This is a genomic window from Desulfogranum marinum (genome assembly GCF_016918565.1).
In the GTDB taxonomy this organism is placed as follows: domain Bacteria; phylum Desulfobacterota; class Desulfobulbia; order Desulfobulbales; family Desulfobulbaceae; genus Desulfogranum; species Desulfogranum marinum.
The window spans coordinates 1-14,003 of the sequence record NZ_JAFFQD010000046.1 but is presented as its reverse complement, the minus strand read 5'-3'; the positions used below and the strand labels follow the sequence as shown (position 1 = coordinate 14,003).

Here is a 14,003-nt window from a genome sequence, read left to right as displayed (position 1 = left end):
TTCATGAGCAATTCGGGTTGATATCAACTCGCTTTCCTTTTCACTTCTCTTCCCCCTCATTATCATCTATCAAAATAACCTGTTAGCCGCGCACTACAGATAGAAATTACCTATTTGCCAAAGAGGACCAGCTCATAGTACTGTTTTGCTATTTTTATACAATTATTTCTATATGGAGGACTCCAGTGAGAAAAAATAGCATTTCAATACCATTAGTTACCATAACGTCTGTGGTTGTTCTTTTTTTTGCATCATGGTCCATCGCGGCCGGTGATATCTCACCCTTTGATCAACAAAAAGGAACGCTCCGCATTGCCGGCGGCACAGCTCATATCCCAGTGATGAAGGAGGCCGCCAAACAGATCATCAACTATAACCCTCAAATCCACATTTCCATTGCCGGTGGAGGCTCAGGGCTCGGTATCAAGCAGGCAGGAGAAGGGTTGGTCGATATCGGCAACGCCGGCCGCAAACCCAGTGACCAGGAAATTCAAAAATTTGATTTACAACTTCTGAAATGGGCTGTCGACGGCGTTGGTGCGGTGGTACATCCCACCAACAAGGTACAGTCACTTACCAGTACCCAACTCCAGGCTATCTATGCAGGTAAGATCGGCAACTGGCAGGAAGTCGGTGGTGTAGATCGGCAAATCAATCTGTATACTAGAGATGAAGCCAGCGGTACTCGAAAAGTTTTTTGGAATAAGGCACTGGCAAAAGGGGATATTTCGACCAAGGCGAATGTCGTTGTTTCCAACGGTGCCATGAAAACGGCCATTGCAGGTGACCCATTTGCCATTGGTTTCGTCTCTATAGGACACATTGACAAATCTGTTGCGCCGGTAGCTCTTGATGGAATAACACCTGCTCTTACAACCGTTCGTAGCGGTGAATACCACGTTGCTCGAGGTCTGTATAGCCTGACCAAAGGAGAACCAACCGGACTTGCCAAACTGTTTCTTGACTTTTTGGTGAGTCCCACAGGGCAGCAAATTGTTGCAGACAAAGGCTTTATCCCAGTTAAGTGATGCTACGGAGCTATTCGCCCAGCGAATACTTATTCTTCACAGCGGCGGTTTTCAGTGGCCTGCTCACCGCCGCTGTGTTTGGGTTTCTCTTCTTTTTCGGCTTGCCTTTGCTCCAATCGGGCCAACTGGCTGACGTGCTCTTTTCTTCCTGGGCACCCGGCAAAGGGTTGTATGGCATTTATCCAATGCTGCTCTCCAGTTTGACCCTGGCCACCCTCAGTATGCTCATCAGTTTTCCGATAAGCCTCGGCTGCAGCTTTATTATCACCGCCCTCGCGCCACTTCGATTACGACGTGTTCTGTTAGCCCTTATCCGCGTGATGACCGGCATCCCTACCGTAGTCTACAGTTTTGCCGCCCTGTTTTTTTTGGTGCCACTCATGCGCAACCTTATCGGCCATGGAAGCGGCATGAGTATCCTCACGGCTGCACCGGTGCTTGCACTGGTCATAGCACCGACCATGATCCTTTTTTTTGTGAACAGCTTTAACAAGGTCTCACCCAGATTTACCTTGGCAGCCGAAGCTCTTGGCTGTAGTAAAATTCAAAAAATACTTTACATCATATTGCCTCAGGCGTGGCCCGGTGTTATCAATGGAATTCTGCTTGGATTCGGTCGAGCCATGGGTGACACCATGGTTAGCCTGATGCTGGCCGGTAACAGTACCGCAATGCCGGAAGCTGTGACCGATTCAGCAAGAACCCTTACCGCGCACATAGCCCTTGTCCTGGCTTTTGATTTTGACTCCATGGAATTCAAATCTATTTTCGTCTGCGGCCTTTCACTCTACCTGCTTACAGCATTGCTGATGCTGCTCTTTCGCCTGTCTACAGCTTATTTTTCACAGGCGAGATAATGCGCAAAACGATTGAAAGCTGTATCACCTTTTTCTCCTGGGGCGCTCTTTTCCTTTTGCTCATGGCACTTTTCACCCTTATTGCCTATCTCATCCAAAAAGGAGCCGACAGCATCCAGCTGAGCCTGTTTTTTGGGGACACAACACCTTTGGATGCACTCCTTCTCAGGCGGCAGGTTTTTGACGGGCTTTTCCCCGCCATTGCAGGTACTTTTATACTTATCGCGTGCTCAATGCTGATCGCCATACCAATCGGGGTCGCCGGTGGCATATACATGGCAGAGTATTGCAAGGGAAAGCTAAAGCCGCTGTTTAACTTGACCTTTGACATCCTGGCAGGAATACCTTCCATTGTGGTGGGCTTGGCTGGCCTTTTGTTGACGATCCTGCTCAATCGACATTTTCCAAGACAAATTGCTCCCTGCCTTCTGCTTTCCTGTTTGTGCCTGGCCTTACTGGTTCTTCCCTATCTTATCCGAACCACGCAAACAGCTCTTGAATCGATTGATCCGCTCATCCGTAAAACAGCCCCGGCACTCGGTGCTTCACGTTCGCAAAACATTACGCTTGTACTCCTCCCCCACTCCATAAGTGACATTATCTCCGGGATTATCCTCGCAACCGGCCGCTGCGCTGAGGATACTGCGGTGATCATGCTCACCGGAGTTGTTGCAACTGCCGGTTTTCCCCGCTCGCTCTTGGGGCAGTACGAAGCACTTCCCTTTTACATCTATTATATTTCTTCTCAGTACACCGGCCCGGAGGAATTAGCCAATGGCTTTGGAGCTGCAATCATCTTGCTGCTTCTCTGTATCGGTCTCCTGGGCCTTGCTCTATGGATACAACGACGATTTACCACTTTTCTGCTCTTCAGGTAGCATCGTGCTGACATAACTATGAAAATTCAAACACAGTCACTTTGTTTTTATTACCACAGGCAGCAAGTGCTGCGAGATATCAATCTCCACCTTCCTGCTAATAAAATCACCGCGATTACAGGGCCTTCCGGGTCCGGCAAATCCACTTTGCTCATGGCTTTTAATAGACTATGGGAAGAGATCGATGGCTGTAGAATATCGGGAGAAGTTTTCATGCATCTCAATGGGCAAAACACAAATATTTACAACCCAACACTCCCTCTCCTGGAATTGCGCCGCAAGGTGGGGATGGTGTTCCAACAGCCCAATCCCCTCCCCATGTCCATCAGCAAAAACATTGCCTTCCCCCTGCGCCTGGCACACATACACGATAAACGCCTTGTCGGTCAAAAAGTAGAATCCGCGCTAAGGAAGGTGGCTCTCTGGGATGAAGTCAAGGATCGCCTTAACGATGACGGGCGGTTGCTCTCGGGCGGGCAGCAACAAAGGCTGTGTCTTGCAAGAGCACTTGTACTGAGACCTGAGGTCCTGCTACTCGATGAACCCACCTCTTCGCTTGACCCTGACGCAAGCGCCGCCATTGAAGAACTCTTACTTTCCCTGAAAACAAAATGCACCTTGATTATGGTTTCCCACTACCAGGACCAGATTCAACGTATAGCTGATCTTCATGTTCAGGTCTTAAACGGACAGTGCAGCATTAGCAGCAATAGTCTGCCCGAAAATCCAAGCAATCGATTGTCGATGAATTAAAGAGCTGAACTTTGGCGAGCAGTATTTCCCCCGATATCCATCAAATTATGGTGATGGGGGTTAGCGGCCATGATATGGTTTCCGCCGTTGATCGGCTGATCGCTTTACAGGCCGGCATTTTGGCATGTAAGAGAAAAGAATCCTGGCGGAATAGAGCATCCCCAGGGTGGATTGATGCCTGACCAGCCTTATCAACCGCTCATTGAGGAACTACGGAATTTTAGTCAGGCATTCGGAGCACTAGGATGTGATCACCCCCGCCATATAGGTCCCCTTGCCTTGGCCGCATCCCCCCTGACGGAATGCAAACTTTCCGATCAAGTAACAGAAAGAACATGGTGAAAATTTGACAAAAGAGAAGCGCTTAGAGATAATGACATCAGCATATTAAGATTATTATTCAGCATCAGTGGTAAGCAAATCTCTGATCAGAAAAATTGTAGAGGCCGGAGGGTCTTTGAATGTTGGATTTATTTACAGATAAGCAGGCTCAAGCCAACAGGAAACGAATGGGTGCCGGTATTATGCTGGGAACCGCTCTTTTCGCTACATCGGCGACAGCTCAAGTCAACGAAACAGACCTGACAACCTTAAGCATTGAAGACCTTATGGGCATCCAGGTTACCTCTGTAAGTAAGAAATCCCAAAGTCTTTCCGACAGTGCTGCTGCTATTTTTGTGATCACAGCTGAAGATATCCAGCAATCAGGAGCCACATGCATACCAGAGTTGCTGCGCATGGTTCCTGGTCTCAATGTTGCGAGGATTGATGCTAATAAATGGGCAGTTAGCAGCCGGGGATTTAACTCGCGGTTCTCTGATAAACTGCTTGTGCTGATGGATGGCAGGAGCGTCTACAACCCACTCTATTCAGGGGTGTACTGGGAAGTGCAGGACACAATGCTGGACGACATTGAACGCATTGAGGTTATACGCGGGCCAGGAGCAACTATCTGGGGAGCCAATGCTGTAAATGGTGTTATTAATATTATTACCAAACACGCTGGAGATACCCTGGGCGGACTAGCTGTAGCAGGAGGAGGAACGGAAGAACGAGCCTTTGCCGCTGGACGATACGGAACAACCATTACAGAAGGCGTCTACGGAAGGTTGTATGCCAAAGGCAATTCGAGAGATAGTTATCAATTTGTAACCGGCGAGGATTCGGAGGATTCATGGGAATCTTATCGCAGCGGATTTCGTGTCGATGGAAGCCTTGCGTCATCCAATAGTTTCAATATCCAGGGAGATATCTACAAGGGGGATCTTAACCAGACCGTCATATTGCCCACCTTAACTGATCCTGCTTTCTTTATAGATAATGACAACGTAGATACAAAAGGTGGAAACATTTTAGCCTCCTGGACCCAATATACCTCTGGTGGCGGTGAAGTCGACCTTCAGTTTTACTACGACAGGGCAAGTCGGGATGAGATGACAAACCATGAAGAATCCGACACGCTGGACCTGGAGTTTCAGCATCATTTTTCTTTCGGGGAAAAGCAAGACCTTATATGGGGTTTGCATTACCGTTATATCAGTGAAAAATTTTATAATACTTTTTGGACAAAGCTAGAACCGGAAAACGCTGATACCAACCTGTTTAGTTTTTTTGTGCAGGACGAATATACAGCGTTAAAGGATACGCTCATCTTTACCCTTGGTTCAAAATTTGAACATAATGACTATACCGGCTATGAAATTCAGCCCAGCCTGCGTGCTCTGTACAGCCCTCTCAAAAATCACAAGCTCTGGGGAGCGGTTTCAAGAGCGGTGAGAACACCCCACAGGGTTGAACGTAACGCTACGCTAACGACCATTATTCTTCCATCCTCTAATCCAATAAACCCTCTTTCTATACCTGCAGCAGCTGGCGTTACCAGCAATGCAGACTTTGATTCACAAATCGTTGTTGCTTACGAAGCAGGGTATCGCTACCTGGTAAACCAGACCCTCTCTTTGGACCTGGCTCTTTTTTATAACGACTATGATGATCTACGCAGTACGGAACCCACACTTCCTACTATTAATGGGAGCTATGGAGCAGTGTATAATCAGTTTACGAATGCAGCCGCCGGTACAAGCCATGGACTTGAGCTTGCAGTGGCCTGGCAGGCTTTGGAGAAAGTAAAATTTGATTTCGCTTACTCTTATATTAACGAAGACTACACAGACATTTATATTACCCAGGCCAGCGATGCTCCCATCCATCAGTTCTCTCTGAGAGCCAATTGGAAAATAACCGATTCCCTCTCCTTTGATTTTTGGGGACGATATGTAAGTGATGCCGCCGGGATATACGTTTATAACCCAGGAGACCCGTACTATACTATAGACGATTATTTTACTGCTGATATACAGATCACCTATCGGCCAACCTCACAGCTCGACATAGCTCTGATCGGACAGAACCTGCTAACGGAAAGTCATGAAGAATATGTTCAGGAATTCTGGTCACTCCCCACCGAGATAGAGCGAGGTGTTTATCTTAAGGCAACCTACCGATTCTAAGCAGAACACGGTTGACTTTTTCATGGCGTGGATAAACATGGTGGATAAATGATCGCAGGTCCAGATAGCTATCATAACTTTTTAGGCAGGAAGGCTCTAAAAAGGTTCTCGCGGTCTACCGTCCTCTTCTTGTTAACCTTTTGCTGGTGCGCGTCGGTTCCAGCTGCACCACGCGATGAGTATGCAGTAAAGGCTGCTTTTGTCATGAATTTTGCGATGCTGACAGAGTGGCCGGAAACAGCATTTTCCAACCCAACAGAGAATATTACATTATGTGTAGTTGGGACAAGTACCCTGCCCCAGGCCTTTCAATCCATAGAAGGAAAAAAGATTGGTAAGCGACTCCTCCATGTGGAGGCAGTGGATTCACAGGCAACGACTCCAAAATGCCATATTGTTTTCTATAAAGACGAGGTAGACACAGCAGACCTGGTACGGACTCTTTCTGCGGTACGCGGAAAGCCAGTGCTGACAGTCGGCGAAAAAGAGCGCGTCACCAAGCTAGGTGGAGCTATTCACTTTTATACACAAAACGGAAAACTTAAATTTGCAATAAACCCTACCGTTATTGCTAAGCAGGGCCTGAAATTGAGTTCACGCCTGCTAAAAATAGCCACCCTGATTGATAATTAAATGCGGAGCATTTCGTAATACTTTGAATTTATTTGTATCCATGCAATCCATTCGCGCCAAGCTGCAACTTGCTTTTCTTCTAACGGCTCTTCTTGGTTTATTTTTACTTAGTCTCATTCTTGTTGTCTCTGAAAAAAAGAATGCTTCCAAGAGGTTGGTAAAAGAGTTAACCACCATGGCAGATGTCGTTGCCTGGAACAGCAGTGTCAACTTGATATTTGATGACAAAAAAGGTGCCATAGAAGCCCTTGCATCTTTGCGGAGGAAGCCGGATATTGCATTTGCCTTCCTCTACGATGCTGATGGAGAAATATACGCCACATACCAAAAAACTGAAAAGAACATCTCCCACCTGGAAAATGTAGCAACCGCGGTAACACCTCCTGGAAAGGAACTTTTTACGCTCTTCGCTCCAAAGCCTGTTTTCGCAAAAATTACAAAAAAATACTGCTATCTCTTACGGCCTGTGTATGTCGACAATACAATAAAGGGTGCCATACTCCTTGTAGATGATATGCAGCAACTCCAAAATCGTCTTAATGATTTTTTTGTTCAGCTCGGGTTAGCGGGGCTGGCTATCCTTGTCGTCGTTATCTTTGTTACTTCCTGGGCGCAAACATTATTTACAGCTCCCTTGACCAGATTAGTCCAAAGTATGGAGCGTGTTATAAAAGAAAAAACCTACGATATTTTTGTAGAAAAAAAAACAGAGGACGAGTTTGGGGACCTCATCGACCACTTCAATAAGATGGTTGCCGAAATTCATAGTAGGGATGAGGAGTTAAGGTCATACAGTTTAGACTTGGAAGAAAAGGTCACCCAACGGACGGATGCGCTTTCAACGGCAAAAGTTGAACTAGAAAACACGGTCACGGATCTTCTGCAGGCAAGGGACGCAGCGGAGAAAGCAAATCGAGCAAAAAGCCAGTTCCTGGCCAATATGAGCCACGAAATCCGAACTCCGATGAATGGTGTTCTCGGCATGGCCGAGTTGCTGCTTGAAACCGAGTTGAATGGAGTTCAACGCCAGTTTGCAAATACAATTCAAGATTCCGGCACCGCCCTGCTTGCTGTTATCAATGACATTCTCGACTTTTCAAAAATTGAAGCAGGAAAACTTGAACTTGAATCGCGGCCATTTGACCTCCAGGACCTTATTGAAGATATCATCCAACTGCTCTCTTCAAAAAGCAAGGCTCAGAGAATTGAATTGGGAGTCCTCATTCAGCCCAATTCAACTCTTTTTTTAAAAGGAGATGCCAACCGATTACGACAAGTACTGATTAACCTCATCGGCAATGCAATAAAATTCACCAGCCACGGTGAAGTGATTGTCGAAGTATCAACCAGTGATACTGATTTTGGCACTGATCTTACTATCTCTATCAGAGATACAGGCATAGGTATCAGCAAAGAAAACATAAAAAAACTTTTTCAACCATTCTCCCAGGCCGACGGCACGAGCACCAGAAAATATGGGGGCACAGGTCTTGGGCTAGTTATTTCCATGGAACTGGTTGCCCTTATGGGGGGAAAGCTGGGTGTTGAAAGTACACTCGGAGAAGGGTCGGTATTTTCCTTTACCCTTCCCATGGAAATTTCTCTTCCCGCCACTGGATCAGCGTATAACAAAGAAACCTTTAGCCTTGACGGCCTTAATGCCCTGGCAATTGATGACAATGCAACCAATAGAAGTATCCTGCGCCATCAAACTGCATCCTGGAATATGACCTGTGATGTCGCAGAAAATGGATCGGTTGCGCTTGAAAAAATTCGAACTTCGTATAACAGTAAACCCTATGATATCGTTCTCTTGGACCTTGATATGCCGGAGATGGACGGCCTGGAGGTGGCTGAACAAATCAAAACAGCTGAACACAGTAAAACCATTCCCATAATAATGCTCACTTCTGTCGGTGCCTATGGCGACATTCAGAAAAGTAAAGATGTGGGAATTGATGTGTATCTGACCAAGCCTGTCCGCCAGCGCGATCTATTTTCAGCCATCCTCTCGGTTATTAATGCATCCAATGCAGTGAACACCACTCCAGGATCTGAAGAAGAACAAAAGGACAAAGTAGCCAAAGCTGCTTATAATTTTGGCTTGAATGCGCTTGTTGTGGAAGATAATAGCACCAATCAGCTAGTAGCCACCAAGATGTTAGGAAAACTTGGCTGCACAACAGAAGTCGTCGTCAATGGCGCTGAGGCAATAAAAGCCCTTGGCGAACGTACATATGATCTTATCTTTATGGATTGCCAAATGCCGGTAATGGATGGTTTTCAGGCCACGCAAAAAATCAGGGAGCTGGAAGCACAATCAGCTGAGCTCATGCACACTCCCATCATCGCCCTCACCGCCAATGCCCAGTTTAGTGATAGAGAGAAGTGCATCCAAGCAGGGATGGACGATTATCTCAGCAAGCCTTTCCAATTAGAACAAATGGCCTCTGTAATCGCCCATTGGTTTAAAAAGTCCTCAACCCAAACACCGGATCAAGCACTCCCGATGGGCCTTACAGAAGCAGTGAGTGAGACGAGTGAGCAAGGTAGCACCCTGCTTGATCCTTTTGCTTTAGACTCAATCCGGCAATTGCAAATGGATGGAGAACCGGATCTCCTTTCACAAGTTATCAGGGCGTACATTGATGATGCCGACATGATAGTTAAGCAGTTAGATACAGCCCAAGCGGACAGAGATATTGATATATTAAAGCTGACGGCTCATACACTCAAGTCGAGCAGTGCCAATGTAGGTGCAATGACACTTTCCGCAATGGCCAAAAAGCTCGAAGAAAACTGTGCCGCCAACTCTTCAGAGAGCAACGCTCTGCTTGTAACGGAAATTATCGACCAATATAGCAGAACCAAAAAGGCTCTGGAAAAGGAACTGGCATAAATGGATTCTATACATATAAAACAGCCCAAAAAGCCTCTTGCTCTGGTCGTGGACGATGATAATGCATCACGAATTACCATGGGGGCGGCATTACGAAAGGCTGGTTTTGAAATTGAGCAGGCGGCAAGTGGAGAAAACGGCATTGCTCTTTTTGATGCAAAAAAACCTGATCTTATTTGTCTTGATGTGATGATGCCGCAAATGGACGGCTTTGCAACCTGCAGGGAAATACGCAAACGGCCGGGAGGAGAGTATGTCCAAATATTAATGGTCACCGGGCTTGAGGACAACGAATCCATTGAAGAGGCTTTTCGCGCCGGAGGCAATGACTTTGTCTCTAAACCCATCAACTGGACAATGTTCAGCCATCGTGCCCATTATATGCTGCGAGCCGGAGAGGCTTTAAAAGACCTGTACCTCAGCCGCAGTTTTCTTGCCAAGACCCAGGAAATTGCCAAAATCGGCAACTGGCAAGTTGACTTGCAAAACAACCTCTGCACCATTTCGCCTGAAGCACTTCATATCCTGGGTCTTTCTGGAGGACCGAGAGAGGAAATCACTGTTAAAGAGTTGCTCGACACTCTTATTGGAACGGAACAGCCCGATATTTATGCCACTGTAGAAGAGGCAATACGCGAGCGAAAAACGTTTACAGTCAATTTCCAAAAAACGTTAATAGACTCCTCGATCAGATATATTTACATGTATGGCGAAGTGCTGCGAACCGAATCAGGCGCTCCTGAATTCCTCCTTGGAGTTGTTCATGACAGCACGCAAATGAAGCAGGCCGAAGAAGAAATAAGGTACCTCGCTTTTTATGATAGTCTCACCGGGCTTGCTAATAGAACACTTTTTTTGAATCGCCTCAACAGTGTACTCGAGCACTCAAAGCGCAAGAAACAATCGTTTGCTTTGCTTTTTATGGATATTGATCAATTTAAACAGATCAATGACACCATGGGCCATCACGCAGGTGATATTCTCCTTAAAAATACAGCAGATATGATCAAACAGTCGATTCGCCGGGTTGATACGGTGGCAATTACCTCAACAGAGGAGCCACACACTCTTGTTGCTCGACATGGTGGTGATGAATTTGTCCTCATACTCTCAGATATTGCCTCTCCTGAAAGTGCTGCAATTGCAGCCAGACGGCTTATTGCGGCAATTCCACAAAAGCAGGTAATAGATGGCCAGGAAATTTCGGTGAGTGCAAGTATTGGTATCAGCGTTTTCCCGGAAGATGGTCAAGAGGCAAATGCTCTCCTGAAACATGCTGATATTGCCATGTACCATGCAAAAAAAAATGGGGGCAATAATTATCAATTTTTTAAAAAATCTCTCAACAGAGCGGTTCTGTCCAGGTTTACGCTGGAACAAGACATGAAATCCGCCATTGCCAACAAGGAATTTAGTCTCCATTTCCAGCCGCAACTGCAATTTTTGAACCGTGGTATAATGGGGGCCGAAGCTTTGATTCGCTGGAATCACCCCAAAAAAGGCTTTATGCCACCAGACAAATTTATTCCCATTGCTGAAGAATCGGGCCTCATCCTCGACATCAACAAATGGGTCATTGAGGAGGCTTGCCGGCAAAACCGGATATGGAAGGATAAAGGCCTGCATCCCGTACGTATCGCTTTAAACCTATCAGGGTACAAACTTGCGGAACAAAATATTGTACAGCTTCTGGAACAGAATCTAAAAAAGCATTCGTTGCCCGGAGATGCCATAGAGGTAGAAGTGACGGAAAATGTACTCATGCGCGATACCGAGGCAATTGTTGAAACTTTGCTCGGCATCAAAAACCTCGGCATCAAAGTGGCCATTGATGATTTTGGGACAGGTTACTCGTCGCTCAGTTACCTTACTTCCTTCCATGTAGATGTAATTAAAATAGATCGCTCTTTTGTGATGCACTGCTCGGACAAAGAAAAAAACCGGGTGATTATTAAAGCTATTATTGCAATGGGCCACAGCCTGGGCATGAAAATAGTGGCAGAGGGGATTGAAACCGAGGAGCAGTTCCGTCTCCTTAAAGAATATGGGTGTGATGAGTACCAGGGATATTATTTTTCTCCTCCAATTCCAGCAATAAAGTTTGAAAAACTTATTTAACAGCCTACGCCCCTCGGCACAATCTACAAAACCCACCGGGAACAGTGCCCGAAGACCAGTACATCTTCCCCTGCATGTAATCTACAAACCAATACCCTGTTGGTCTGCGCCGGGCGGCGACAAACACAAACGGCTGCTCCCTGGAAAAACAGGGGTGCAAATATATCCCCTTTGCGTTAGGGGATGTTTCCATCAGTGACATTGCCTCTTCCACGGTTGGCATTCGCCAGTCGTGGTACCCGGCAAATCCGTCGTTGTTCAATTGTTCTATGGCACGTTTCATATTGCGTATTGAACAAAGATCCACCCCTCCGCACTGCCACATAAGCCCGGTTTTTTCATCTACTACCACGGTCTCGTCACCACCATCGGCCAGAAAATTCGCAAATGAACCCTGCGGGTTTAATTGTGCATCAAAAAAGTTCCACTGCATTATGATCTGCTTTATCTGCTCATCATCAAGGGTCGTATGTTCTGCAGGCAGCATGATTTTACTGCCGCTAAATCCCGTCTTACCCAAAGTCGGCAGAGCCTCGCCTCTCTCTTCCTCAACCGCCGTTTCCTCTGCAACGGGAAAAAGAAACGGGCTGTGTTCAGGCTCAACAACCTCGGCAAGCAACCATTTTTTCAAGGCTGCATTAACAGGAAAATTATCACGGGAACTCAGCGTACCACCATGACTTATAATGCAATCTTCGATCAATTGCTGAGGAGCCTTAACCTCTGCCAAAATATGAACATGGCGCACACCCCGCTCCATAAGGTACAGCCGTGGAGCTGTGCCCCAGTTATCCACAAAAAAATAGCAGACTCTTTCCTTGGTGCTGGTCAGCCCCTCACTCAATCCTTTTGCCGAAAAAGTACAAAACGCAAGATCCGGGGTCATATCCCACTCAATAGCAGCACCAGTGGAATCGCTTAAATGCAATCGTGCAAACATATTCATAATCACGCCCTTTTCTTACCAAACATATATGAATTTTGAATAATTACGCTTCATGGAGGCAGCCACTTGGCCCCATATCGGCGGTAAATTTAACCAGACAGGAGTGGCACTACCCCCTTGAAAGAAAAACCTCCTAATAGAAATACTTTTAAGCAGTAATGGTCAACAGAACAAGGTCGGCAAAGGCGCTGTTGATGAGCGCTCAAAAACGAGTACATTCCCTAAAAGACATCGTACATACTTGCATGAAAGCCGCTTAAAAAACGATTGTGCGGGAGGTAAGTTTACCCTTTCACATGGTCCCCTCCATCGGTCAATCTCCATTACTCTTCTTGCATGAGACAGTGAGCCTCAGAGGCACATACAAACAAATGGTTGCCTCAAAAAAGCACTAAAGACCAGCGTCTCCTTTTTTTATCTCTTTGTATTTCCGAACACTGGTGGTACATTTTAACCGTTTTGAGCTTATACACAAAAATAGAAGGGTGACAGTTTGGCTTGTTTGACATTTTATGGGATGGCCAGAAAGTTACTATTTAGTGGAAATGTGTTGACTCTAGGTGTCATCCTTTCTTTTAGGTAAAAGATGATAGTTCGGACACTCGTGTGAGAACCAAAGGCAAGAAACGTTATGATATCCAATTTCTGGATAACAACTTGTTAGGATTAATAAGTATGGCACAAAATTGGTACCAAAAAGCATCTGTACAGACTGCAATTGTTTCAGGAATATTCCTTTTAATTGGAGTAGCTATTCCATACTTATTTAAAGTACCGCACCTTAAATACCTGATTCAAGAGCTTGAAAATAGTAACCTAGAAAAAGATTCAGAAATTCAAAAATTGGAAACGCAACTAGTTCCGTTTAAAACCATAGCATTGGAAAGATATACAGGCCCTGAAAATGAAAGATTAAACAAGCTAGCTAATCAAATAACAACACTCTCTGCGGACATTGATGCCCTGAGAAAATACAATAATGTATCTGAGCTAAATGTTGATGGTAAACCATTTTCTAATAGTGAAACGATTACAGTAACTACTCCAATTTCAAGTATTCTCGAAGGAACTTATACACACGAAGCCAATACTTTTAATTTTCGCTGTGACAAGAAATCAGACAGGAAATATGATGAAGTTATCAATAAGTTCCCTAATTTTCCATTTGGATATTATTTTAAAGCAGCATGTTTGCGAAAGAAAAACAACAAGAACTGGGTAAGTTTTGCTGAAAAGGCTATCGATATATTAAAACTCAAGTTTCGGGGTTGGCTAGGGCAACCAAAGCCCCTCACTTTTTTAATAAAAACGCATAATTAACGAGAAAAGCCTTTTACTCTCTGATATATTGTTTTTGCCAAAAAATAATATAAAAACAGGG

At 45.5% G+C, this 14,003-nt stretch carries 11 protein-coding genes; 10 read left to right on the top strand and 1 reads right to left on the bottom strand.

The window, feature by feature from the left end:
• The first annotated feature begins 185 nt into the window (after positions 1 to 185).
• The 9 genes from JWH17_RS19560 (at position 186) to JWH17_RS19520 (ending at position 11,676) form a co-directional block, all read left to right on the top strand.
• Positions 186 to 1,028 (top strand): phosphate ABC transporter substrate-binding protein, encoded by an 843-nt coding sequence (locus tag JWH17_RS19560; protein ID WP_332468458.1) that lies wholly within the window; start codon positions 186 to 188, stop codon positions 1,026 to 1,028.
• Positions 1,028 to 1,885 (top strand): PstC family ABC transporter permease, encoded by an 858-nt coding sequence (locus JWH17_RS19555; RefSeq protein WP_232371210.1) that lies wholly within the window; start codon positions 1,028 to 1,030, stop codon positions 1,883 to 1,885. Before JWH17_RS19560 ends, JWH17_RS19555 begins: the two co-directional genes overlap by 1 nt.
• Positions 1,885 to 2,763 (top strand): ABC transporter permease subunit, encoded by an 879-nt coding sequence (locus JWH17_RS19550; RefSeq protein WP_205224364.1) that lies wholly within the window; start codon positions 1,885 to 1,887, stop codon positions 2,761 to 2,763. Before JWH17_RS19555 ends, JWH17_RS19550 begins: the two co-directional genes overlap by 1 nt.
• An 18-nt stretch (positions 2,764 to 2,781) precedes the next feature.
• Positions 2,782 to 3,516 carry a phosphate ABC transporter ATP-binding protein gene (locus JWH17_RS19545; RefSeq protein ID WP_205224363.1) on the top strand — a complete coding sequence of 245 codons (735 nt, stop codon included), beginning with the start codon at positions 2,782 to 2,784 and terminating at the stop codon, positions 3,514 to 3,516.
• An 11-nt stretch (positions 3,517 to 3,527) separates the two neighbouring features.
• Complete coding sequence (locus tag JWH17_RS19540; RefSeq protein ID WP_205224361.1) at positions 3,528 to 3,698, top strand: adenine deaminase C-terminal domain-containing protein; 171 nt, start codon at positions 3,528 to 3,530, stop codon at positions 3,696 to 3,698.
• A gap of 279 nt (positions 3,699 to 3,977) precedes the next feature.
• Positions 3,978 to 6,026, top strand: coding sequence for a TonB-dependent receptor plug domain-containing protein (locus JWH17_RS19535; RefSeq protein WP_205224360.1), 2,049 nt, complete (start codon positions 3,978 to 3,980; stop codon positions 6,024 to 6,026).
• Between the two features lie 48 nt (positions 6,027 to 6,074).
• On the top strand, positions 6,075 to 6,659 hold the full coding sequence (locus tag JWH17_RS19530; RefSeq protein ID WP_269755888.1) for a YfiR family protein: 585 nt from the start codon (positions 6,075 to 6,077) through the stop codon (positions 6,657 to 6,659).
• Positions 6,660 to 6,681: 22 nt separating this feature from the next.
• Positions 6,682 to 9,558: a response regulator gene (locus tag JWH17_RS19525; RefSeq protein ID WP_205224357.1), complete on the top strand. Its 2,877-nt coding sequence runs from the start codon at positions 6,682 to 6,684 to the stop codon at positions 9,556 to 9,558.
• The gene (locus JWH17_RS19520; RefSeq protein WP_205224355.1) at positions 9,559 to 11,676 is read left to right on the top strand and encodes a two-component system response regulator; all 2,118 of its coding nucleotides are present in this window, start codon (positions 9,559 to 9,561) and stop codon (positions 11,674 to 11,676) included.
• Positions 11,677 to 11,680: 4 nt separating this feature from the next.
• Here JWH17_RS19520 and JWH17_RS19515 read toward each other — a convergent pair whose 3' ends face one another.
• Positions 11,681 to 12,622 carry an Lcl C-terminal domain-containing protein gene (locus JWH17_RS19515; RefSeq protein WP_205224353.1) on the bottom strand — a complete coding sequence of 314 codons (942 nt, stop codon included), beginning with the start codon at positions 12,620 to 12,622 and terminating at the stop codon, positions 11,681 to 11,683.
• A gap of 606 nt (positions 12,623 to 13,228) precedes the next feature.
• On the opposite strand from JWH17_RS19515, the gene JWH17_RS19510 reads away from it, so the two are divergent.
• Positions 13,229 to 13,942, top strand: a complete 714-nt coding sequence (locus JWH17_RS19510; protein ID WP_205224352.1) for a hypothetical protein — start codon at positions 13,229 to 13,231, stop codon at positions 13,940 to 13,942.
• Positions 13,943 to 14,003 lie beyond the last annotated feature (61 nt).